17 protein-coding genes and 1 pseudogene are annotated in these 22,260 nt (G+C 65.0%); 2 read left to right on the forward strand and 16 right to left on the reverse strand.

Features of this window, described 5'->3' with window-relative positions:
- The 16 genes and pseudogenes from ACCD03_RS23910 to ACCD03_RS23985 form a co-directional block, all read right to left on the reverse strand.
- Nucleotides 1–587 (reverse strand): annotated as a pseudogene (locus ACCD03_RS23910) (hypothetical protein); the annotation flags it as partial.
- Between the two features lie 371 nt (nucleotides 588–958).
- Entirely contained in the window at nucleotides 959–1,771 is an 813-nt protein-coding gene (gene ybeY, locus ACCD03_RS23915; RefSeq protein ID WP_413413113.1) for an rRNA maturation RNase YbeY, read from the reverse strand.
- Nucleotides 1,772–1,783: 12 nt separating this feature from the next.
- Complete coding sequence (locus ACCD03_RS23920) at nucleotides 1,784–2,779, reverse strand: PhoH family protein (protein WP_316676868.1); 996 nt, start codon at nucleotides 2,777–2,779, stop codon at nucleotides 1,784–1,786.
- Nucleotides 2,780–2,800: 21 nt separating this feature from the next.
- Complete coding sequence (miaB, locus tag ACCD03_RS23925; RefSeq protein ID WP_325649376.1) at nucleotides 2,801–4,171, reverse strand: tRNA (N6-isopentenyl adenosine(37)-C2)-methylthiotransferase MiaB; 1,371 nt, start codon at nucleotides 4,169–4,171, stop codon at nucleotides 2,801–2,803.
- Between the two features lie 52 nt (nucleotides 4,172–4,223).
- Nucleotides 4,224–4,637, reverse strand: a complete 414-nt coding sequence (locus ACCD03_RS23930) for a hypothetical protein (protein ID WP_325649377.1) — start codon at nucleotides 4,635–4,637, stop codon at nucleotides 4,224–4,226.
- Nucleotides 4,638–4,727: 90 nt separating this feature from the next.
- Nucleotides 4,728–5,726 (reverse strand): NAD(P)/FAD-dependent oxidoreductase, encoded by a 999-nt coding sequence (locus tag ACCD03_RS23935; RefSeq protein ID WP_253536356.1) that lies wholly within the window; start codon nucleotides 5,724–5,726, stop codon nucleotides 4,728–4,730.
- A 140-nt stretch (nucleotides 5,727–5,866) separates the two neighbouring features.
- Nucleotides 5,867–6,793 (reverse strand): OmpW/AlkL family protein, encoded by a 927-nt coding sequence (locus ACCD03_RS23940; RefSeq protein ID WP_413413114.1) that lies wholly within the window; start codon nucleotides 6,791–6,793, stop codon nucleotides 5,867–5,869.
- Between the two features lie 211 nt (nucleotides 6,794–7,004).
- A complete protein-coding gene (locus tag ACCD03_RS23945) occupies nucleotides 7,005–7,910 on the reverse strand; it encodes a DUF1571 domain-containing protein (RefSeq protein ID WP_325649380.1) in 906 nt (301 codons plus the stop codon).
- A gap of 20 nt (nucleotides 7,911–7,930) precedes the next feature.
- Complete coding sequence (locus ACCD03_RS23950) at nucleotides 7,931–9,670, reverse strand: AMP-binding protein (protein ID WP_413413115.1); 1,740 nt, start codon at nucleotides 9,668–9,670, stop codon at nucleotides 7,931–7,933.
- 89 nt (nucleotides 9,671–9,759) lie between these two features.
- Complete coding sequence (locus tag ACCD03_RS23955) at nucleotides 9,760–11,079, reverse strand: acetyl-CoA C-acetyltransferase (protein ID WP_413413116.1); 1,320 nt, start codon at nucleotides 11,077–11,079, stop codon at nucleotides 9,760–9,762.
- A gap of 4 nt (nucleotides 11,080–11,083) precedes the next feature.
- A complete protein-coding gene (locus ACCD03_RS23960) occupies nucleotides 11,084–12,004 on the reverse strand; it encodes a MaoC/PaaZ C-terminal domain-containing protein (RefSeq protein ID WP_325649385.1) in 921 nt (306 codons plus the stop codon).
- A gap of 7 nt (nucleotides 12,005–12,011) precedes the next feature.
- Entirely contained in the window at nucleotides 12,012–13,424 is a 1,413-nt protein-coding gene (locus ACCD03_RS23965; protein WP_413413117.1) for a 3-oxoacyl-ACP reductase, read from the reverse strand.
- Nucleotides 13,425–13,455: 31 nt separating this feature from the next.
- Complete coding sequence (locus tag ACCD03_RS23970; RefSeq protein WP_413413118.1) at nucleotides 13,456–15,966, reverse strand: acyl-CoA dehydrogenase; 2,511 nt, start codon at nucleotides 15,964–15,966, stop codon at nucleotides 13,456–13,458.
- Nucleotides 15,967–16,082: 116 nt separating this feature from the next.
- The gene (locus tag ACCD03_RS23975) at nucleotides 16,083–17,123 is read right to left on the reverse strand and encodes a TetR/AcrR family transcriptional regulator (RefSeq protein WP_413413119.1); all 1,041 of its coding nucleotides are present in this window, start codon (nucleotides 17,121–17,123) and stop codon (nucleotides 16,083–16,085) included.
- A gap of 258 nt (nucleotides 17,124–17,381) precedes the next feature.
- Nucleotides 17,382–18,416: a histone deacetylase family protein gene (locus tag ACCD03_RS23980; RefSeq protein ID WP_325649394.1), complete on the reverse strand. Its 1,035-nt coding sequence runs from the start codon at nucleotides 18,414–18,416 to the stop codon at nucleotides 17,382–17,384.
- Nucleotides 18,417–18,441: 25 nt separating this feature from the next.
- Nucleotides 18,442–19,749, reverse strand: coding sequence for an MFS transporter (locus ACCD03_RS23985; RefSeq protein ID WP_413413120.1), 1,308 nt, complete (start codon nucleotides 19,747–19,749; stop codon nucleotides 18,442–18,444).
- A gap of 129 nt (nucleotides 19,750–19,878) precedes the next feature.
- Between ACCD03_RS23985 and ACCD03_RS23990 the strand changes: the two genes are divergently transcribed.
- Together ACCD03_RS23990 and ACCD03_RS23995 are read left to right on the forward strand one after the other, a co-directional pair.
- Nucleotides 19,879–20,883 carry a LysR family transcriptional regulator gene (locus tag ACCD03_RS23990; RefSeq protein ID WP_045203710.1) on the forward strand — a complete coding sequence of 335 codons (1,005 nt, stop codon included), beginning with the start codon at nucleotides 19,879–19,881 and terminating at the stop codon, nucleotides 20,881–20,883.
- 131 nt (nucleotides 20,884–21,014) lie between these two features.
- The coding region (locus tag ACCD03_RS23995) for a DEAD/DEAH box helicase (RefSeq protein WP_413413121.1) at nucleotides 21,015–22,260 on the forward strand (1,246 nt) is incomplete at its 3' end.

A 22,260-nucleotide genomic window follows, 5' to 3' on the forward strand; every position in this document is an offset into this window, starting at 1 on the left:
GGGCTGGGCGATGCGCCAGGTGCCGGTGCTGGTGTGGGACTGGGCTTGGACGGCGGCGTGTTGTTGCCGTTGGGTGGCGGCGCGTCGTTGTTGCTCGTCGGCGCGGTTGCGGCCGGTGCGGGGTCTGCGGGATGCGAATTGCTGTGATATCGGCCCAGCGTGCTCGCGCCGCCGTAGGCTGTCCAACGTCCGGCGATTTCCATATCGACGCCAGCGAGCCAGTGGTCGCCCGTGGCTCCGACGCCCACCAGCGCCTTGCTGCTCGCAAAGTCGTAGCCGCCGCCAATGAGTGCCTGCACGCTCGTGCTGCCCACCACCGCCTGCACACGCGGCCGGATGGTGCCTTGCGCGACCATCAGGTTCACTTCCGCGCCGATCACGTTGTTGCTGTCGGAGATGTTGACCGTGCGGCAGCCGACCACCGCGCCCGGATGCCACGCGCCGTCAAATACGACGACGATGCCCGCATAGCAAGATTGCTTGTGATCAGCGTGTGCGATGCGCGGCGTGACCGCGAGCGCCGTGCCGACACCCACGCCAAGCAGCAGCGTGGCCCACGGAATGCTATCCATGAAGCGTTGACGCATGATGACCTCCCCGCGGTGGCCTTGCCGTCTGTGCGCAGGCTGGCCGATGGCGCTCGTTTGCGCCGAATTCGTGAAGCGCGCTCGAGCGGCGGCTTATGCGTGGAGGATAGAAATCGCTACGGCAAAACCCATGCGCCATACGGAGAGCAGCGAGGGTCCCGGATGGCGGACGGCCTGTGCGACGTGTATGCGCGATTCGAACGGCGCGAGCATGCGCCGAATGGCGGAGGAAAACCCGGAAACCGTTGTCAGGACTGGGTTTGCGTCAATGCGGGTTGATTCACCGTTGAAACGGCATGCTGCAAGAATGGAACATGAAAAAGCAAAACGCCGGCGCGAAGCCGGCGTCTGAATATCAAGCGCGTGGCGCTTTAACGATCTGCGTACGGATCGGCAAAACCGAGGTCGCGGAGGATCTCCGTTTCGATGCCTTCCATTTCCTTTGCATCGGCCGCGTCTTCGTGGTCGTAGCCCTGGGCGTGCAGCGCGCCGTGCACGATCAGATGCGCGTAGTGCGCGAGCAGCGGCTTCTTCTGTTCCTTCGCTTCCTTTTCGACCACCGTGCAGCACAACACGATGTCGGCGGAGACCGGGTCTTCCGCGCTCTCTGCGTACGAGAAGGTCAGCACGTTGGTGGCGTAGTCCTTGCCGCGGTAGGTGCGGTTGAGCGTGCGGCCTTCTTCTTCGCCGACAAAGCGCACGTTGAGCTGCGCATCGGCAAACAGCGCGGGCGCAATCCACGCTTCAATGTCGCGTTCCTTCGGCAGCGCCTTGCGAGCGGCAGCCTTGAGTTCATCGCCGTACTGCACCGTCAGGTCGAGCGTGAGCATCTCGGCGCCGGCAGTGTCGTCATCGAAGGCTTCTTCCGTCGAGTCTGCCAACTCAGCGGCCTGGGTTTCGATGCGCAACGTGATGCTGTCGTGGTGCTCGGGGCGCAGCGAGAGCATGGCGTGCATATCGGCGTCGGCGTGCTCGGCAACCAGCGTGATCGGCCCGTCCACGGTATTCGGCAGACCGAGGATCAGGCTGCGACCATCGGCAAATGCGATGCGCAGCGCGCTGGCGTCGACCGTCTTGGGTTTGCCTTGGGCGTCGAACACGTCGACACGTGGGCCGAATGACTCGGCCGCCGTGGGTTGGTTCTTCTTGGGTTTTGCTTTGGTATCGGTCTTTGCTTTAGCCACGTTCAGGCGTCCTTATGCATCTTTATGCTGGGCATGGAATTCGTCATAGGCCTCGACGATGCGGGCCACCAGTGGGTGCCGCACCACGTCGACGCTGGTAAAGCGCGTCATCGCTACGCCGCGCACGTCACGCAGCACATGCTGCGCTTCGATCAGGCCGCTCTTCTGGCCGCGCGGCAGATCGATCTGCGTTGTGTCGCCGGTAATCACTGCCTTGGAGCCGAAGCCGATCCGCGTGAGGAACATCTTCATCTGTTCCGGCGTGGTGTTCTGGGCTTCGTCCAGGATGATGAAGGCGTGATTGAGCGTGCGCCCGCGCATGTATGCCAGCGGCGCGATTTCGATCATCTGGCGCTCGAACATCTTCTGCGTCTTGTCGAAGCCAAGCAGGTCGTACAGCGCGTCGTACAGCGGGCGCAGGTACGGGTCCACCTTTTGTGCGAGATCGCCGGGCAGGAAGCCCAGGCGCTCGCCGGCTTCCACTGCCGGGCGTGTCAGCACGATGCGCTTGATGGCGTCGCGCTCCAGCGCGTCCACCGCGCAGGCCACGGCCAGATACGTCTTGCCCGTACCCGCCGGGCCGATGCCAAACGACAGGTCGTGCGAGAGGATGCTACGCAGGTACTCGCGCTGCATCGGTGTGCGGCCGTGCAGATCGGTGCGCCGCGTATGCAGCACCGGCGACAGATCATTGCCGTCCGGCACGTCGGCGCTCGATTCCGGCAGGTAAGCGCCGTGCGCAGCCACTTGGCGGGTTTCCACCAGGCCAAGCTGGATATCGTCTACCGACAGCGGGTCACGTGCTGCGCTGTTGTAGAACGTTTCCAGCGCGTTGGCCGCGCCTTGCGCGTTGGCGCCGCGCACGGTGAACTTGCTGCCGCGCCGGTTGATGGTCACGTCCAGCGCTTGCTCGATCTGGCGCAGGTTCTCGTCCAGCGGCCCGCACAGGTTCTGCAGGCGCGTGTTGTCGTTCTTCGGCGCTGTGAATTCTGCGGTGGTGGGTTTCATCAAGTCAGGTTGTGTTGATGATCAGTGAGTTGCGCTGGCCGTACGCTGTTCCGCCACTTCGCCACGCAGCGAATGCGGGAAGGCGTGCACGATGCGCACGTCCAGCATCTGGCCGATCAGCTGTTCGCGGCGCGCCTGCGGCAAGTCGGGCAGTGCGAAGTTGACCACGCGGTTGTTCTCGGTGCGGCCGTGCAGTTCGGTCGGATCCTTGCGCGACGGGCCTTCCACCAGAATGCGTTGCACGCTGCCGACCATGCCTTGGCTGATGCGCGCTACGTTTTCTTCGATGGTCGCCTGCAAATGTTTCAGGCGTTCGAGCTTGACGCCCTGCGGCGTATCGTCGTGCAGGTTGGCGGCCGGCGTGCCGGGGCGCGGGCTGTAGATGAAGCTGAACGAGGTGTCGTAGCCGATCTCGTGAATCAGGTCCATCGTCTTTGCAAAGTCCGCATCGGTCTCGCCAGGAAACCCGACGATGAAGTCGGTGGCGATCGAGATGTTCGGCCGGATCGCGCGCAGCTTGCGGATGCTGCTCTTGTATTCGAGCACCGTGTAGCCCCGCTTCATCGCCATCAGGATGCGGTCGGAGCCATGCTGCACCGGCAGGTGCAGGTGGTCGACCAGCTTCGGGTTGGTGGCATAGGCCTCGATCAGGCGCGAGCTGAATTCCTTCGGGTGGCTGGTCGTGTAGCGGATGCGCTCGATGCCCGGAATCTCGGCCACGTACTCGAGCAGCAACGCGAAATCTGCGCGTTCGCTGGTGTCGCCCATCTTGCCGATGTAGGCGTTCACGTTCTGGCCCAGCAGCGTGACTTCGCGCACGCCCTGTTCGGCCAGGCCCGCCACTTCGGCCAGCACGTCGTCGAACGGGCGCGAGACTTCTTCACCGCGCGTGTACGGCACCACGCAGTAGCTGCAGTATTTCGAGCAGCCTTCCATGATCGACACGAAAGCGGTGGCGCCATCAACGCGCGCGGGCGGCAGGTGGTCGAATTTTTCGATTTCGGGGAACGACACATCGACCTGCGACCGGCCCGTGCGGCGGCGCGCTGCGATCAGCTCCGGCAGGCGGTGCAGCGTCTGTGGGCCGAACACCACGTCTACGTACGGTGCGCGCGCCACGATGGACGCGCCTTCCTGACTGGCGACGCAGCCGCCCACGCCGACCACGAGATCCGGCTTGAGCGCCTTGAGCGCCTTCACGCGGCCGAGTTCGGAGAACACTTTCTCCTGCGCTTTCTCGCGCACGGAGCATGTGTTGAAGAGGATCACGTCCGCATCTTCGGGCGTGTCGGTGGGGACGAGGCCTTCAGCCGCGTTGAGCACGTCGGACATCTTGTCCGAGTCGTACTCGTTCATCTGGCAGCCGTAGGTTTTGATGAAGACTTTTTTCATGTGCCGTTCACAGTGGTTGACCTGGGGGCACGTGCTTCGTGGGGTGCTCTGACTACTGAGACTGCGTTTGCGCCTGACTTTGAGCGGCCACCGCAGCCTTGTAATCGTCATCGCTGACAACCCAGGCTGTCAGCAACTGCTGATACAGATCGAGCTGATAGCGCACCTTGAACGTCTGGCCGACCACCGAACCCGGTGGCAGCAGCCGCCCATCCAGCGACAGAATCCGCACGCCCGGGGCGAAGCGGATATCGGCGCTGGTGCTCCCAAAGCCCAATAGCAGGATGCGGACGATCCCGGTGCTGCCGGTACTCAGCGTGCCGGAGTTGGCCGAATTGATGGTCAACTGGGCTGCCGGAGCCGTCGCCGGAATGTTACGCAGCACTTGCGCATGGGACAGCAGCGGCGCCGATGCCGCAGCAACGGCAGCAAAGGCGAGGGCGAGGACTTGGCGTCGGGTGCGCATGGCGTCGTCAGAAGAAAGCCACCGCCGGGTGAGCGACCCGGCACACGAAACACGAGACAACCCGATATTGTAGCGTTCCGGGGCGAAGTCTTATAGCGCTTCGGCAATCTTGGCGGCTAAGGCGACGCCGCTCAGGAACGCGGCTTCCACGCGCGGGCCTTCGCACCAGTCACCGCAGGCACCCAGGCGGGCGGCGGCGTCCCAGTGGCAGGGCATGCCGGCGGACTGCTCCACCAGCGCGTGCGGCCACAGGTGCGCGGCCATCAGATCGGGCTGCGGCGTGCCCGGGAAGGCTTCGGCAAAGCGGGCGTGCATGGCGTGGAGCGCCTGTTCGGGCGTGTCCTGGACATGCGCGGCTGACCAGGCCGGCGACGCATGCACCACCCAGGATTCATCGACCATGACGCGGCCCGGTTTGGTGTTGTCACGGGCGGCCCAGGCGAGCATGTCGTCGTCGATGCGGATGCCGTCATAGGGCAGATCCAGCGGTTGCGCAAAACCCATCATCAGCGCCCAGCACGGGGCGTAGTGCACCGGGGCGATGGCTTCCTGCAGCGACGCCGGCGTGGCGCCATGAAACAGCGCCGGCAGTTCGGGCGCGGGCAGGGCCAGCGCGATGATGTCGGCCTGCGCGGTCTCCGTGCCGTTGCGCTCAATCGTCCAGCGCCGGCCATCGTGCGCCACATGTGTGACGGCGTGGCCGAAGCGCACATCCAGCGGCGCGGCCAGGCTGCGCACCAGCGCGCCCATGCCGGGCAGGCCGACGTAGCGGGCTTCGTCGCGTGAATCGGCTTTCAGGGCGTCGACCGTGCGATGGCCCCAGCGCGCGGGCCACGGCAGCACCGAGCCCTGACGGCCAGCGGCATCTACCGCGCGGCGGAAGGCCTCGCTGCGCACGTTGAATGACTGCGCGCCGTGGTCGAACGCATACGCGGGGGCGGACTCGGGCAGCACCGTGGTGGCCAGCCGGCCCCCCACACCGCCCGCGCGCTCATAGACCGTGGTGGCAATGCCTTCTGCGGCAAGCGCGTTGGCACAGGCAACACCGGCAATGCCGGCTCCGACGATGGCGATGGAAGGCTGGCTCATGGATGTGACGTGGGTGTGGGGCGAGGGATCCGGAAATCGGCGCGCAAATCGGCGCGTAACAGTCCGCCATGATATCGGGTCGCGCCCCAATGAAAAACGCCACCCGGAGGTGGCGTTTTGCGATGGAGCAATTCTGCGGCTTAGAACTTGTAACCCACAGCCAGCCCGAACACGATCGGGTCGACCTTGATGTCGGTCTTGTTGACCGCCAGCACCTGGCCTTGCTGGCTGCGGATCGTGATGGTGGAGGTGGTCTTCAGCGGCAGGTACGACACCGTGCCGATGGCGGTCCAGTTCTTGGCGAACTCATACGACACGCCCACGTTGGCGACCGGCGTCCACGAGCTGGACGTTTCCGCCGTCACCTTGGCCGGGCCCGTCGGAACCTGGCCCATGCCGAGCTGCAGCACCTGACCCAGGTTTTGCAGGCCGTTGACGAAGTTCTGGTTCAGCTTCAGGTTGGTGAAGAAGTTGTAGCTGACGCCTGCGCCGACAAACGGGCGCAGCTTGCTTTCCTTGGTGCCGAAGTAGTACTGCGCGACGATTGCCGGGCTCCATTCACGCACGGTGGCGACCGGGTTGTTTTGCGGCAGGCCCAGGTTGATCAGCGTCAGCGGCCCAACAACCGGCACCGGCGCGATCACATTGCCGCTGCCATACAGGTTGAACTTGGGAGGCACGCCACCGACGAACGTACCGGCAATGTTGTCGGTAAAGAAGTGCGTGAACGTGAGCGACAGCGTATTGGCGTTACTGACTTTCACGTCAGTTCCTGGCGACTGATAGGTGCCCAGGCCCAGTGCGCTGGTGGTGGTGGTCAGGGGCGTGGCCGAATCCATCGGGCGGATGTAGAACCAGCCCAGTGCCATGACGTTGCGGCCCCAGACGTAGTTGTCCATGAAACCGCTGAAGCCGCCACCACTGCTGCTGCTGATGCCACTGCCGCTGCTGGCGCTTGCGGCCACGTTGGCCTCTGCGGTGGATTGGGCGTGAGCCAGGGGGGCAGCAAGGGTGCTGGCGGCAGCGCAGGCAAGGGCTGCAGCAAGGCGGAGGGCGGTGCGGTTCATGTGGTTGTCTCTCTGGATTGGATTGTTATCACGCCTTGGTGTGGCGATTTGTGTTTCCGCAGCATAACGCAGCGCTTTTGTTCGGTTGCGCTGCGATGATCGAAGTTTTCCTCTAGCGTGTACGCACGCAACAAGGGGTTTCCCCTAGTCTCGTTTCATACTCTCCACCGGTCGGCGGAGCCTTGGCCCACAACGGTCTCCGGGCTGCCGTCTAAAATTTGTATTCCGGATTTTTAGGGTTGAAAGTCTGGTCGTTCCACGTCTTGCGCGTCACGCTCTCGATGACGATTTTCTCGAGCTGATTGCCCGATTCATCCCACGCTTCTTCAATGCGCACCCAGGGGTTTTTGAGGTCGAAGTACAGGCGCACGCGTTTGGCGTAGAACGTGGGCGGTCCGCCTGGCGCATCCCAGGTCAGCCGCAGCATGCGCTCACCGTCTTCGGTCACCATCTTGGCTTCGCTGAACTTGCCGCTGCCGCCGGCTGCCAAGTGGGCACGTCCGTCGCGTTCGAACGTATCGACGATGAATTGCAGCCCAAGCTCCCGCGCCGTGTGGTTCGACTGCGATCTGGCCAGCGAGCCATCCAGCGCGCTCCAGATCGCCACGAAACCGACGAGCCCACCCAGGTGACCGTACATCTCGTCCTTGCGCACGGTTTCGTCGTAGATGATCTCCTGACCGGCGTGCGAACCGCCCTTGAACCAGCGCGCGTAGACCTGGCGCGGTGCGTTGCGGTAGCGGATGAGCATGAGCGCCGGCTGGCTTTGCCACTGGTCTTTCACGCGTTCCTGGCGGCGCATGCGGTATTCATATTCGGGCAGCTTGGCCACCTCGCCCTTGAGCCAGCGCACCAGCGTTTCGGGCTTCATGGCTTGCGCCATGGCGATGACGTCTTCGTCAGACCAGCCCGCAAACGCGTTGGCGTGGACCTGGCTGCCGAGCCAAGCCGTCTGCTTGGCGATGTCCATGGCGGCAAAGCCGCCAATGGCGGCCGATTGCGATGTGGCCGCCGGTGCGGCTGCCGCAGGCACGGAAGCATCCGGCGTGGCGGGCTGGGCCCAGGCGTGTGCGGCGCCTGCCAGCACCATGGCCAGGGCGAGAGTACGCAAGCGCATACAAGTCTCCGGTGATGTTGTTATTGCTGCGCCTGCGCGCGGGCGCGCTTGATGTCCGGATCGGCATCGCGCAGTTCGCGGCGCAGGATCTTGCCCACCGTCGACTTGGGCAACTCTTCATGGCGGAATTCGACGATGCGCGGCATCTTGTAGCCGGTCAGATGGGCGCGGCAGTGTTCGAGCAGCGCGGGCTCGGTCAGCGCACCGGTGCGCGGCACCACGATGATCTTCACGCGCTCGCCGGCCACCGGGTCGGGCACGCCAATGGCTGCCACCTCCAGCACTTCGGGGTGCAGCGCCACCACGTCTTCGATCTCGTTCGGGTACACGTTGAAACCCGAGACCAGGATCATGTCCTTCTTGCGGTCGATCAGGCGGATGTAGCCGTTGGCGTCCATCACGCCGATGTCGCCGGTCGAGAACCAGCCTTCAGCGTCGATGGATTTGGCAGTTTCATCCGGGCGCTGCCAGTAGCCGCGCATGACTTGCGGCCCACGCACCTGCAGTTCGCCGGGTTCGCCCAGCGGCGCGATCGTGCCGTCGTCGCGCTTGAAGCGCACTTCGGTGGACGGCGCGGGCAGCCCGATCGTGCCGCTGAACTCTGTCACGTGCGGTGGGTTCATCGACACGACTGGCGAGCATTCCGTCAGCCCGTAGCCTTCGACAATGGTGTGGCCCGTGACCTCTTTCCAGCGCTGCGCGATCGCGCGCTGCACTGCCATGCCGCCACCGATGGTGATCTTCATGGCCGAGAAATCGCGCTTGGCAAAGTCCGGATCTTCCAGCAGCGCATTGAACAGCGTGTTCACGCCCGCAATGCCCGAGAAGCGCTCGTTGCGCAGGATGAAGATCACGCGCTTGGTGTCACGCGGATTGGCGATCAGGATATTGCGCCCGCCCAGCGTCATGAACATCAGCAGGTTCACCGTGAGCGAGAAGATGTGATACAGCGGCAGCAGCGTGACGTTGGTTTCCACGCCGCCGTTGAGCATGCTCTTGGACCACTCTTCGGCCTGCAGCAGGTTGGCGATGATGTTGCGGTGGGTGAGCATCGCGCCCTTGGCCACGCCCGTGGTGCCGCCGGTGTATTGCAGGAAGGCAATGTCTTCCGGCGCCAGTTGCAGCGGCTGCATCGCGCGTGAGCGGCCTATGGCCAGCGCATCGCGCAGCCAGACCGGCGACGGCAGCTTGTGCGGCGGCACCTGCTTCTGCACGTGGCGCATCACGAAGTTCAGCGCGCGGCCCTTGAGGTTGAGCGCGCCGCCCATCAGGTCGCCAATGCCGGTAATGACGATGTTGCGGACCTGGCTGCCGGGCAGCGCCTGCTCCAGCGTGCGGGCGAAATTTTCCAGCACGACGATTGTCTGTGCGCCGGAATCGCGCAGCTGGTGCGCCAGTTCCGGCACCGTGTACAGCGGGTTGACGTTGACGACGATGGCGCCGGCCAGCAGCGTGCCGAACAGGCACACCGGGTATTGCAGGCTGTTGGGCAGCATGATCGCCACGCGGTCGCCTTTCTTCACGCCCCGCGATTGCAGCCATGCCGCAAACTGCTTGGCCTGGCGTTCGCATTCGTCGTAGGTCATCTCGGTGCCGACGCTCACGTAGGCGACGCGGGTGCGGTACTTCTCCACCGATTCGCGAAACACCTCGGCCAGCGAGTGATAGCGATCGGGATTGATCTCGGCGGGTACGCCCTCGGGGTACGACTTCAGCCAGATGCGGTCGGTAAGGCTGTTGCGGTCGGCAACGGTGTTCATGGTGTCTCCGTCCATGAAAAACGCGGCGTGGTTTTGTTATGTGCCGCGCGGGTTCTCGGGTCGGGCCGTTCCCGTATTGGCCCGAAGGTTCAATGCGACATCGTTTCGGGGCGCTCCAGAATGGCCACCACGCCTTGTCCGCCCGCAGCGCAGATCGACACCAGGCCGCGGCCGCTGCCGCGCTGCGCCAGCATCTTGGCCAGCGTGGCGACAATGCGCCCACCCGTGGCGGCAAACGGATGGCCCGTGCCCAGTGAGCTGCCATTCACGTTGAGTTTGCTGCGGTCGATGCTGCCCATGGGTGCATTGCGACCGAGCTTTTCGCGGCAGTATTCGGGCGATTCCCACGCGGCCAGCGTGCTGAGTACCTGGGCGGCAAAGGCTTCGTGGATCTCGTAGTAATCGAAGTCCTGCAGCGTGAGCCCCGCGCGTTGCAGCATGCGCGAGACGGCATAGGCCGGCGCCATCAAGAGCCCTTCGTTTTGCTCCGGCGTGCCGCTGAAGAAATCGACGGCAGCCGTATCCGCGCAGGTCATGTAGGCCAGCACGGGCAGGTTGTGCTCACGCGCCCAGTCAGCGCTTGCGAGCAGCACGCACGATGCGCCGTCGGTGAGCGGCGTGGAGTTGCCGGCGGTCATGGTGCCGGCCGCGCTGCGATCGAACACGGGCTGCAGCTTTGCCAGTTGCTCGATGGTCAGGTTGCTGCGTAGGTTGTTGTCGCGATCCAGCCCCAGGTGGGCGGTCATCAGATCGGTGAAGAAACCGCGCTCGTAAGCGGCCGTGAGGTTGTGGTGGCTGCGCAGGGCCAGCGCGTCCTGATCTTCGCGGCGGATACCCCAGCGCTTGGCCATCAACTCGCAGTGTTCGCCCATTGACAGGCCGGTGCGCGGCTCGCTGTTGCGCGGCAGCAGGGGGCGCACGAACATCGACGGCCGCAGGCCGGCCAGCGCTTTGACGCGCGCGCCGGTGGACTTGGCCCGGTTGGCCTCCAGCAGGATCTTGCGCATCTTTTCGTTCAGCCCGACGGGCGCATCGGACGTGGTATCCGTGCCGCCGGCAATGCCCACGTCGATCTGCCCCAGCGCGATCTTGTTGGCGACGAGGATGGCCGCTTCCAGCCCCGTGCCGCATGCCTGCTGGATGTCGTATGCGGGTGTCTGCTTGGCGAGCGTGGTTGAGAGCACCGTTTCTCGCGTGAGGTTGAAATCGCGCGCGTGCTTGATGACTGCGCCGGCCACGACTTCATCCAGGCGCTGGCCGTGGAGGTTGAAGCGGTCGATCAGGCCCTGCAGCGCGGCGGTCAGCATCTGCTGGTTCGACGCCGTGGCGTAGGCCGTGTTCGAGCGCGCGAACGGAATGCGGTTACCCCCGAGGATGGCGACGCGGCGCACCTGCGCGTTGACGAGCATGGATTCAGTCTCCCGTGTTTTCTTGTTGTGCTTGCGGCAGCGTCAGCATGCCGCGCAGATAGGGTTTGTCGCCCGCAGCGTTGCGCACTTCAAATGCGCGACCGGGAGTCGCTTCGTTGGCTTGCCACAGCGTCGCCGCCCCGGGCAGCGATAGCGGCGTTTTGAACTCGGCCACCACTTCGCCTTGCGTGAGCGGCGCGGCCGGCAGCAGCGCGGCGAGCGCACGGGCCTTCGTCCACATTCCGTGGGCAATGGGTTGCGCAAAGCCAAACAGCTTCGCGCCGATGTTGGATACGTGGATGGGGTTCCAGTCGCCAGACACACCGGCGTAGCGTCGGCCGGTGTCGGCAGGCACATCCCAGTGGCCGACGGGCGACAAGTCCTGCGCATTTGGCAGCGCAATCAACGGCGCACCCTGCGGAGAAGACACGCCCACGCGCAGATACGTGGAAAGCGATTCCCACACCACCGCACTGCCTCTGATGATGGTCGTTTCAATAGCGAACGCCTGCCCGCGTGCATGGTGGAACAATCTGCGTGGGCGCACTTCCACGCGCACGCGCTCGCCAGCCTGCAGATGCTGGTGCTGGCGGATCGTGTTGCACAGGTGAACCAGGCCGATCACCGGATACGGAAACGCCGATTCCGTCATCAGCATCAGTTGCAACGGAAAGCCCAGCAGATGCGGATATGTCATCGGTACGCCATGCGCCGAGGAGAAACCGCACACCGCCGCGTACTGCGCGATGTGTTCGGCCTCAAGCGGCACTTCCCGGCGCACCAGCGTGTGGCGGGGCAGCGGCCCGCCGCGCCTGCCCTTGCGTTGCGACAACAGCGCGCGCCACGCCAGTGCACCCGGCGACGGCGGCTCGGTCACCAGCGTCTGGGTCGCGATCATCGGATAGGGCAGGGCTAGCGAGCGCATGGTCGCCTCAGGCTCCCAGCAGGCTTTGCCCGCACACGCGCACGATGTTGCCTGTCACGCCGTTCGACGCGGGGTTGGCGAACCACGCAATCGTCTCGGCCACGTCGACCGGCTGGCCGCCCTGGCTCATCGCGTTCATGCGGCGGCCGGCTTCACGGATGGCAAACGGCACGGCCGCTGTCATCTGCGTTTCGATAAAGCCCGGCGCCACGGCGTTGATGGTGATGCCGCGTTCGGCCAGCAACGGGGCGGCAGCCTGCACGAGGCCAATCACGCCAGCCTTCGATGTCGCGTAGTTGGTCTGCCCCAGGTTGCCCGCAATGCCGCTGATGGACGACACGCACACGATGGCCCCGCCTGCATGCAGCGCATTGGCCGCAAGCAGCGCGTCGTTGATGCGCAATTGCGCTGTGAGGTTGATGTCGAGCACGCTGCGCCACGCGGGTTCGGTCATGCGGGCGATGGTCTTGTCGCGCGTGATGCCCGCGTTGTGCACGAGGATGTCGACGCCGCCCAATGCAGCAAGTTGCTGCGCGAGCAGGGCGGGCGTCTCGGGCGCGGCAATGTCGTAAGCCATGGCTTCACCGCCGATCTCCTGCGCGACGGCCTTCAGCGCTTCCTGCGCGGCGGGCACATCCAGGCACAGCACGCGCGCCCCATCACGCGCCAACACGTGCGCAATGGCTGCACCGATGCCGCGCGAGGCGCCGGTGACCAGCGCGGTGCGCCCCGCGAGCGGCTTCTGCCAATCCACCGAGACCGCTGCGGCGCGATGCACGCGCACCACCTGCCCCGACACATACGCCGAGCGTGCCGACAGCAGAAAGCGCAGCGTCGACGCGGCCACGTTTTCCGCACCCTCCGCTACGTAGACGAGCTGCGCCGTGCAGCCGCGCCTGACTTCCTTTCCGAGCGAGCGCGTGAGCCCTTCCAGCGCGCGCTGCGCAATCGCCACTTCGGGCGTCTTGCAGCCTTCCGGCGGGCGACCGATTACGACCACGCGGCCACACCGGCCGATGGCGCGCACGCCATCGTGGAACACGTGATACAGCGCGTCGAGGCCATCGATCGACGCAATGCCCGTGGCATCGAAGACGATGCCGCCAATGCGATCGAACGCGTTGCCGTCCTTGCCCGTGGGCGCGACAAAGCGGCCGGTGATCTGCCCGTGCCGGTTGGCAGCGCCGAGCCATTCCGGATCGCTTTCATGAAAGCGCGTGGGTACGCCGGCCTCGGCAAACAGCGCGGCGAGCGTCTCACGCATGGAGCCACCCGGCGCCGCGCCCACCAGAAACGGCCCGACAAATTCCGGTTCCCCCGGCACATAACGGCGCAACGGCACGGGCTGCGGCAGGCCGAGATTGGCCGACAGCCACTTGCCGAAACCGGAACCGACGAAATCGAGGTACTTGTCTTGCATTGTTGTTGTCGTTTGTCAGGCCCCTGGGCCATCAGGCTGCGTGGCGCTCGGCAGCCTGCAGGGCATCGAGCGCATCCTTGCGGCGCTGCAGGTCGGCCATCAGGTTGAAGTCGGGCGGGAAGTCGTCCACGGCGACTGCGTGCTCGCCGTAGCGCGCGTAGTCGCACAGTTGTTTGCGTTCGCCTTCGTCGATGAGGTTTTGTGCGACGGCTTGCGCGGTCCAGGCTTCGAAATCGGGCAGGCTTTGTGGCACCGGCGGCAGCTTGCCTGCGCGGATGGCTGGTTTCAAGCGTTGCTCGATCGCATCCACCGCGGGTTGCAGGCGGAAGGCCGCTTCGCCATAGGCGATGGGGTCGACCTCGGGCGCCGGGCAGTACGAGTCGGCCAGCAGGCGATCGCGCACGGCGCCCGGCGTTTGCATCAGCTCGGCAACCTGCGCAGCCAGCGCATCCGATGGTTTGCGATACGGCGTGCCGAACGGGAAGATCAGCACACGCAGCAGCGCCGCGATGCCCGCGTTCGGGAAGTTGGCCAACACGCCGTCGAGCGCATCGTGCGCCTTCACCAGCGCGTCCTGCACCGACCAATGCACGAGTGGCGCGTCCTCGGCGGGGCGGCCTTCATCTTCAAAGCGCTTGAGCGTGGACGAGATCAGGTACATCTGCGAGAGGATGTCGCCCAGCCGGCCGGTGATGCTCTCGCGGCGCTTGAGTGTGCCGCCCAGCGTGAACATCGACACATCGGACAGCAGCGCCAGCGCGGTCGAGAATCGGTTCACAGCCTGGTAATACCGCTGCATTTCCGGTGCGGCATTGCCCGGTGCGCTTGCCACGCGCCCGCCGGAGAGCGCATGCAGGAACGCACGCACCAGGTTGCCCGCGATGAACGCGCCGTGGCCGAACAGCGCTGCATCGAACGCACGCAGCGTCTCGGGGGAATCGGCGCCTTGCGCGGCCGTCATCTCGCGCAGCACATACGGATGGCAGCGGATCACGCCCTGCCCGAAGATGATCAGGCAGCGCGTCATGATGTTCGCGCCTTCCACCGTGATGGCGATCGGCACTTGCTGATACGCACGCGCCAGGAAGTTGTTCGGCCCCATGCAGATGCCTTTGCCGCCGACGATGTCCATCGCATCGGTCACTACATCGCGCGCACGTTCGGTGACGTGGTACTTGGCAATGGCGGAGATGACCGAGGGCTTCTCGCCCAGGTCTACGGCCAGCGCGGACAGACGCCGCGCGGCATCCATCATGTACAGGTTGCCGCCCATGCGGCCGAGCGCCTCCTGAATGCCCTCGAACTTGCCGATGGGCGTGCGGAACTGGCGGCGCACGGCGGCATACGCACCGGTGCTGCGCACAGCCAGCTTGGCCATGCCCACGTTGGACGACGGCAGCGAGATCGCACGGCCCGCTGCCAGGCACTCCATCAGCATGCGCCAGCCACGGCCGACCTGCGCCTGGCCACCGATGACCCAGTCGATGGGAATGAATACGTCTTTGCCCGAGTTGGGGCCGTTCTGGAACACCGCGTTGAGCGGCCAATGGCGGCGCCCGATGTTCACGCCCGGATGCTTCGTCGGGATGAGCGCGCAGGTGATGCCGGGCTCCTTGTCGCTGGCGAGCAAGCCATCCGGATCAACCGCGCGAAACGCCAGCCCCAGCACCGTCGCGATGGGGCCGAGCGTGATGTAGCGCTTGCTCCATGTCACGCGAAAGCCGAGCGTCTCGCGGCCTTCATGCATGCCGCGGCAGACCACGCCCACATCAGGAATGGCTGCGGCATCAGAGCCGGCATACGCGTTGGTCAGCGCAAAGCAGGGAATTTCTTCGCCGCGTGCGAGGCGCGGCAGGTAGTGGTTTTTCTGCGCTTCGGTGCCGTAGTGCAGAAGCAGTTCGGCCGGGCCGAGTGAGTTGGGCACCATGACCGACACGGCTGCGGCGGAGCAGCGCGTCGACAGCTTCATGATGACCTGCGAATGCGCATACGCCGAGAAGCCTTTGCCGCCGTATTCCTTCGGGATGATCATGCCGAGGAAGCCGGCACGCTTCGCATAAGCCCACGCGTCGGGAGACAGGTCCTGCCAGATCTGCGTGCTTTCCCAATCGTTGGCCAAGTCGCAGAGCTTTTCGGTTTCGACGTCGAGGAAAGATTGCTCTTCCGCCGACAGGCGCGGCGGCGGCGAAGACAGCAATCGCGACCAGTTGGGTCGGCCGGAGAACAGTTCGGCATCCCACCAGACGGTGCCCGCTTCAATGGCGTCGCGCTCCGTTTGCGACATCTCCGGCATGATCTTGCGGAACATCGCCAGCACCGGGCGCGTGATGAGGGCCCGGCGCAGCGGCTTGAGCGCGAGCACCAGCGCCGGCAGCACAAAAACGATGGCGAGTACCGTGGTCATCACCGGGCCGACCAGGCCCAGCCAGGCCCCCGCTACGAGCCACGCAGCGGTCGCGACCAGCCAGGCGAATGCCGAGGCTTCCATGCTGGCGAGCCCGAGCACGCCGATGCAAAGCAGGACGATCCAGATCGTCGTCATGAGGGTCTCCATTCGATGCGTCTATGTGCCGGATGTCTCGAACACGGGCGGCACCTGCCAATTGCCCGAGCGACTCCCGTGCCTGCACACGGGAGATCGTGGCCGGGCCTGGGTTGTCAGGCGTTAGGGCTGCGCCAGGGGCGCATTGGGTTGGCCGGGAAGATTGCGCGAGCTGCATTGCTGCGGCGAACCGCCAATGCCCGGGTGCGCGCGGAGGGCGCGGGGCCGTCGCCATCGCTGTCGTCACCGTGATGATCGTCGTGGTCGTCTGCGGCATCGTCGGCGCTGGCGCGTGCGGCGGGTGTGCGGCCGAACAGGTCACCGGCGAAGGGCGAGGCGGTGGTGGGCGTCGGGCTGCGGTCTGCGCTGCGGCCGTTGCCGTGCCCGGCGTGGCGCCCGGAGCCGCCGTTGCCGCTGTCGTTGCCATTGGCGGCATCGTCCGCTTGCGCAACGGGCGTGGGCACCTGGGCTTCGGCCAGTTCGACCACTTGGTCGAGCGCACCGGCCTCGCCGGGCAGGGGGGCGTTGAGCGTGGCCACCACCAGCGCGGTCAGGCGTGCCAGCAGCGAGGCATCGTTCATCGTCTTACCCTGCGTGAACAGCGGCAGCAGGTTGTTGAGGTCGTCCCCGGCCAGCACGCCGGCAAGTGCCTTGAGCGCAAAGTGCAGGCGCCAGCCCAGTTCTGCGCGCGGCAGGTGCGGCAGCGCACGCGAGAAGGCTTCGAAGAAGCGATCAAACACCAGCGCGTAGTGGCCGAGCAAGTAGTTCTGCACGAACGGCGAGGTGTCGGAATACACGCGCCCCATCAGGCGCAGGAACGCAGGGCCGCCGGTGTCGGGGTTGCGCGCCATCTGCAGCGCCGGCACAAACAGCGCGCCGAGCACGTGGTCGCAAGTCAGTTGTTCCTTGGTCCAGCGCTCTTCGCACGCGGTCAGCAGCGCCAGCCGGCGCGTGTTGAGCGGGTCGAGCCGGCGCCCAAGCACCGACTGCATCAACGCTTCCTTGCTGCCGAAGTGATAGTTGACCGCAGCCAGATTGACCTTGGCGCGCGCCGTGATCTGCCGCAACGACATCGCCTCGTAGCCGAACTCGATGAACAGCAGTTCGGTGGCTTCCAGAATGCGGCCCTTGGTGTCTCCTGCTCCAGGACGTCCCATGTCTCCTACCTCGTTTTTTTAGGCCTGATATCGGGGTCGATTGCTGCAGTGCAGCGCTCGAACGTACGATTCAAACATGTGTATGGGGTTGCCCGGGCATGTTAGGAACAGACGTTTGAAAACGCCAAGCGCCCAATTCGAGCGGGGACTCTAGAGGAGGGAAGGTTGCCAAGCCAACGTATGAAACACGTGGCTTGGAAAGTGAGTGTGCGCAAACATCACAAAAGCTAAAGGGAGGTCTGCGCCCCGGTTGGCGGGTCAGCCGGCCGGCTGATGGAGGGAGGTCAGGCCGCCAAAGAATGCGGCAGCGTTTTGTGCAAGGGTGGGGAGGTGATAGCCGCCTTCCTGGACGACCAGCGTCGGCAGCCCGATCGCGCCAACTGCCTGGCCAAGCCGGCCGAAGCCCTGCGTCGAGACATCCACCTGCGATTGCGGGTCTTCGCGATAGATGTCGAAGCCGAGCGACAGCACCAGCGCATCGGGCTGAAAGCGTTCGAGTGCCGCAATCGCATCTCCGAGCTTGTCGAAGAACACCGATTCCGGCGAGCGATGCGGCATCGGCAGGTTCACGTTCAGGCCCAGGCCGTCGCCCGCACCGCGCTCGTCGTCAAAGCCGGCGACGACCGGGTAGAAGTTGGTCGGATCGCCATGGATGGAGACGTACAGCACGTCGGCGCGGTCGTAAAAGATCTCCTGGATGCCCTGACCGTGATGCATGTCGGTGTCGAGGATGGCCACGCGCTTGAATTTGCCGCGTAGCGCCTGTGCGGCAATAGCGGCGTTGTTCAGATAACAGAAGCCGCCGGCTGCCTCGCGGCGCGCATGATGGCCGGGCGGGCGGCACAGCGCGTAGGCCGTGCGCTCGCCATGGAGGATGGCTTGCGCGCCGGCTGCTGCGCTCTGTGCGGACCAATACGCCGATCGCCATGTGTTCTCGCCGACTGGGCAACTGCCGTCTGCCAGGTAGCGGGCGGCCTGGGCCAGCACGCCGCGCAACGCATTGGGCTCGCGCACGAAGATGTTCGACATGACCTCGTCACCCCAGTCTTCGGGCAGGCGCAGCCAGTCGGCATGAGCGTCTTGCAGGAAGCGCAGATAGGGCTCGCCGTGCACGGCGGTGAGCGGCGCGATGCCGTGATCTTCGGGCCGCGCAATGGTAAAGCCGAGGTCGCGCGCCGCCTGCAGCAGATTCAGCGCGCGCTCCGGCACTTCCTGCGGCGTGCGCATCTTGCCGCGCGAGTAATAGCTCTGCGGATGGTGCAGAAGCTGTTCAGGGTGAAAGAACGTCAGCATGGGTAAAGCAAGGGTGGGGAGACTGTTATGCGCCGACTGCCTCGCCGGCAGTGGCACGGCCGCGCTGGCGCACATCGATGGCGGCAATGCACACCAGCGAGATACCGGCGAGCAGCGTGTAGAACACCGCTAGCGGCCACCATTCACCATGGAAGCGCTGCGCGAGGATGGTGCCGACCAGCGGCGTGAGCCCGCCCGCCACTGCGCCGCACACCTGGTATGACAGCGAGATTGCCGAATACCGCACGCGCGTTTCGAACACGCCCGACACGAAGCCCGCAATGACCGAGTAGAAGCTCGCCATGCACACCACGGCCAGCGCAATGCCCAGCACCATCAGCGGCGCCTGGCGCGTCTGCACCAGCAGGAACATGGGATACGGCGATGCCATTGCCAGCAGTGCCATCAGCTTGAGGAAGCGTGCGCCGCCAAGCCGTTCCGCCAGCCATGCCGCCAACGGTTGGGCGAGGAACTGGATGAACGCGACCACAAACAGGCAATCCAGAATCAGCGTTTTCGACAGCGACAGATACTGCGTCGTGTACGCGATCATGAACGTGTTGGTGAAGTACACACCCGCAATGCCGATGGTGTTAGCGCCAATGCAAAGCAGCACCGGCACACGCGCCGTGCGCCAGACTTCGGCGATTGGCAGCTTGGCCGTCTTGCGCTGCGCCTGCACCTGCGCAAACTCCGGCGACTCATTCACGCCCAGGCGGATCGCCACGCCCACCAGCAGCAGCACCGAGCTGGCGAGGAATGGCAGACGCCAGCCCCAGTCCATGAACGCTTCCTTCTCCATCGACGTGACGAGGCGAAACGCCAGCAGCGAGAGAATCAACCCGGCCGGGCTGCCCAGTTGCGCAAACGATGCGAAGAACGTGCGGCGGCCCTTGGGCGCGTGTTCGCCCGCCATCAGCACCGCGCCTCCCCATTCGCCACCGACCGCGATGCCCTGCACCACGCGCAGCAGCACCAGCAGCACGGGCGCGAGGGCGCCGGCGGTGGCGTACGTCGGCAGCAGCCCGATACCGATGGTCGCCAGGCCCATCATCGTGAGCGTGATCATCAGCGCTTTCTTGCGACCGATGCGGTCGCCCCAATGGCCGAACACGATGCCGCCCAGTGGCCGCGCGAAAAAGCCCACGGCAAACGTGCCGAACGAAGCGAGCGTGCTGAGGAATGGATCGCCGCCCGGAAAGAACAGCGGCCCGAACACGAGCGCAGCGGCGGTAGCGTAGATGTAGAAGTCGTACCACTCGATCATGGTGCCGACAAAGGCGGCGGTGGCCGCGCGCGCAGGCTGGCGCCCGCCGGGTTGGGACGGTTGCATGGTGTAGCTCCTCACAGATTTTTTAGCCCGCCGCTTCAAGGCGACGATGCGTGTTTATTGCTGCTTGACGGGTATTAGTCAAATTCTGAATACTTATTGTTTGTATAAATTCAACTCATATTCGCCGCCATGGATCCGTCCGCTCTTGATCCCGCCCTGGTCAGCGACCGGCTTGACTGGAACCTGCTGCGCACCTTTCTCACCATCGTCCACGAGCGGAGCATCAGTCGCGCGGCGGTGCGGCTGCACATCACGCAGCCGGCGGTCAGCCTCGCGCTGCGTCGCCTCGAAGATCAGCTCGGCCACACGCTGATTGAGCGGCGCGGCTCGCACTTTCGCCTCACGCGCGTTGGCGAAGACGTGTTGCGCATCGCCACCGATGTCTACGGCAATGTGGCGCGGCTCGGCTCAGAGCTTGGTGAACCACAAGACGATGTGAGCGGCGTGCTGCATCTGCTGACGGTCAGCCGCATCCAATCGGGCGTGTACGACGAATGCCTGGCGGCGTTCCATCGCCATCACCCGCGCGTGGATCTGCAGGTGGAAGTGATGCGCAGCACGGACATCCTCGATGCGCTTGCGCAAAAGCGGGCGGGCATTGGGCTGAGCCTGTGCCGCACGCCCGTCGAAAAGCTCGAGCGGCAACTGTTCCTGCGCCAGCGCTACGCCGTGTTCTGCGGGCGGCATCACGGGTTGTTCGGGCGGACGGGCTTGTCGATCAGCGATCTGCTGGGCGAGAACTTCGTTTCGTTCTTGAGCGACCAATTGGGCGATGCGCTATCGCCGCTGGCGGTGTTTCGGGATCAGCAGGGATTTACCGGTCGCATCGTCGCCACGTCTCCGAGCCTGGACGAGATCAAGCGGCTGGTGTTTGCGGGGTATGGGATTGGCTGCCTGCCGGAGCACATCGTGGCGGACGATGTGGCGCAGCAGCGCTTGTGGCGGCTGCCGCCTGAAGAGGGTGTTGCCGACATCGATCTGTACCTGATGTGGCACAAGGAGCGGCGTCTGGCGCCAGCTGAAGACGCGTTCCTCGCGCATTTCCGGCGGTATATGGCGCGGTATTCGTTGGCGGAGCGGCTGGGGGACGTGGTAAATGCGCCGTTGGCGGCATTGCGGGCGCCGGTGGGGTAAACACCATCACCTGTTAAACTAGCGCCCTTCTTGCAGTCCCCGGGGTCCAGTCGCCCCGTCACCTACCCAGGCTTTGTCCACGATTGGCGCACGAACGAATGCGCGGGACACGCCGGTCCAATCGCTTTTCCATGTCGTTTTCCGAACTCGGCTTGTCAGACAAGCTGGTACGCGCCGTGGCCGAACTCGGCTACGCAGAACCCACTCCGATTCAACGCCAGGCCATCCCCGCTATCCTCAAGGGCGGGGACCTGCTCGCCGGTGCCCAGACCGGCACCGGCAAGACCGCCGGTTTTACGCTGCCGCTGCTGCATCGCCTGTCTGCCTCGCAACCGAACAAAGTGCAGACGCCGCAGGGCATGCGCTTCCCGATCCGCGCGCTGGTGCTGACGCCCACGCGTGAGCTTGCCGCGCAGGTGGAAGAAAGCGTGCGCGCCTATGGCAAATACCTGCCGCTGAAGTCGATGGTGATGTTCGGCGGCGTCGGCATCAACCCGCAGATCGATGCACTCAAGCGCGGTATCGATATCGTCGTGGCCACGCCGGGCCGCCTGCTGGACCACGTCGGCCAGCGCACCATCGATCTGTCGCATATTGAACTGCTGGTGCTGGACGAAGCCGATCGCATGCTCGACATGGGCTTCATCCACGATATCCGCAAGATCCTCAACATTCTGCCGCCGAAGCGTCAGAACCTGCTGTTTTCGGCAACGTTCTCTGACGACATTCGCGAATTGGCCGATCGCTTGCTCGACAAGCCGGCGCTGATCGAAGTCGCGCGCCGCAACACGACGGCCGAGACGGTCGAGCAGCGCGTCTACCCGGTCGACCGCGAGCGCAAGCGCGAACTGCTGGCCAAGCTCGTACGCGACAACGACTGGCACCAGGTGCTGGTGTTCACGCGCACCAAGCATGGCGCGAACCGCCTGGCTGAGCAGCTCACGCGCGACGGCATTCCCGCGCTGGCCATCCACGGCAACAAGAGCCAATCGGCACGCACGCGCGCGCTGACGGAATTCAAGGCCGGAACACTGCGCGTGCTGGTTGCCACCGATATCGCCGCGCGCGGTATCGACATCGACCAACTGCCGCACGTGGTCAACTTCGACTTGCCGAACGTGCCCGAGGACTACGTGCACCGTATCGGCCGCACCGGACGCGCGGGCGCGCAGGGCGAGGCGATCTCGCTGGTCTGCGTGGACGAGCATGGTTTGCTGCGTGACATTGAGCGCCTCATCAAGCGTGAACTGCCGCGCACCGTGCAGGAAGGTTTCGAGCCGGACCCGACCATCGCGGCGGAGCCGATTCCGAACGGGCGCAACTCGGCGGGCCGTGGCGGCAACGCGCGCGGCCAGCGCCAAGGCAATGGTCAAAGTC

The organism is Ralstonia sp. Ralssp135, from assembly GCF_047304345.1.
GTDB lineage: Bacteria > Pseudomonadota > Gammaproteobacteria > Burkholderiales > Burkholderiaceae > Ralstonia > Ralstonia chuxiongensis.

Bases quoted from the DNA above. Each gene is read 5' to 3' on its own strand.
- ACCD03_RS23980 (WP_325649394.1), bottom strand. From the start codon at position 18,416: ATGCTGACGTTCTTTCACCCTGAACAGCTTCTGCACCATCCGCAGAGC.
- ACCD03_RS23990 (WP_045203710.1), top strand. From the start codon at position 19,879: ATGGATCCGTCCGCTCTTGATCCCGCCCTGGTCAGCGACCGGCTTGAC.
- ACCD03_RS23970 (WP_413413118.1), bottom strand. From the start codon at position 15,966: ATGACGACGATCTGGATCGTCCTGCTTTGCATCGGCGTGCTCGGGCTC.
- ACCD03_RS23955 (WP_413413116.1), bottom strand. From the start codon at position 11,079: ATGCTCGTCAACGCGCAGGTGCGCCGCGTCGCCATCCTCGGGGGTAAC.
- ACCD03_RS23945 (WP_325649380.1), bottom strand. From the start codon at position 7,910: ATGCGCTTGCGTACTCTCGCCCTGGCCATGGTGCTGGCAGGCGCCGCA.
- ACCD03_RS23965 (WP_413413117.1), bottom strand. From the start codon at position 13,424: ATGCAAGACAAGTACCTCGATTTCGTCGGTTCCGGTTTCGGCAAGTGG.
- ACCD03_RS23940 (WP_413413114.1), bottom strand. From the start codon at position 6,793: ATGAACCGCACCGCCCTCCGCCTTGCTGCAGCCCTTGCCTGCGCTGCC.
- ACCD03_RS23950 (WP_413413115.1), bottom strand. From the start codon at position 9,670: ATGAACACCGTTGCCGACCGCAACAGCCTTACCGACCGCATCTGGCTG.
- ACCD03_RS23930 (WP_325649377.1), bottom strand. From the start codon at position 4,637: ATGCGCACCCGACGCCAAGTCCTCGCCCTCGCCTTTGCTGCCGTTGCT.
- ACCD03_RS23985 (WP_413413120.1), bottom strand. From the start codon at position 19,749: ATGCAACCGTCCCAACCCGGCGGGCGCCAGCCTGCGCGCGCGGCCACC.
- ACCD03_RS23920 (WP_316676868.1), bottom strand. From the start codon at position 2,779: ATGAAACCCACCACCGCAGAATTCACAGCGCCGAAGAACGACAACACG.
- miaB (WP_325649376.1), bottom strand. From the start codon at position 4,171: ATGAAAAAAGTCTTCATCAAAACCTACGGCTGCCAGATGAACGAGTAC.
- ACCD03_RS23935 (WP_253536356.1), bottom strand. From the start codon at position 5,726: ATGAGCCAGCCTTCCATCGCCATCGTCGGAGCCGGCATTGCCGGTGTT.
- ACCD03_RS23975 (WP_413413119.1), bottom strand. From the start codon at position 17,123: ATGGGACGTCCTGGAGCAGGAGACACCAAGGGCCGCATTCTGGAAGCC.
- ACCD03_RS23960 (WP_325649385.1), bottom strand. From the start codon at position 12,004: ATGCGCTCGCTAGCCCTGCCCTATCCGATGATCGCGACCCAGACGCTG.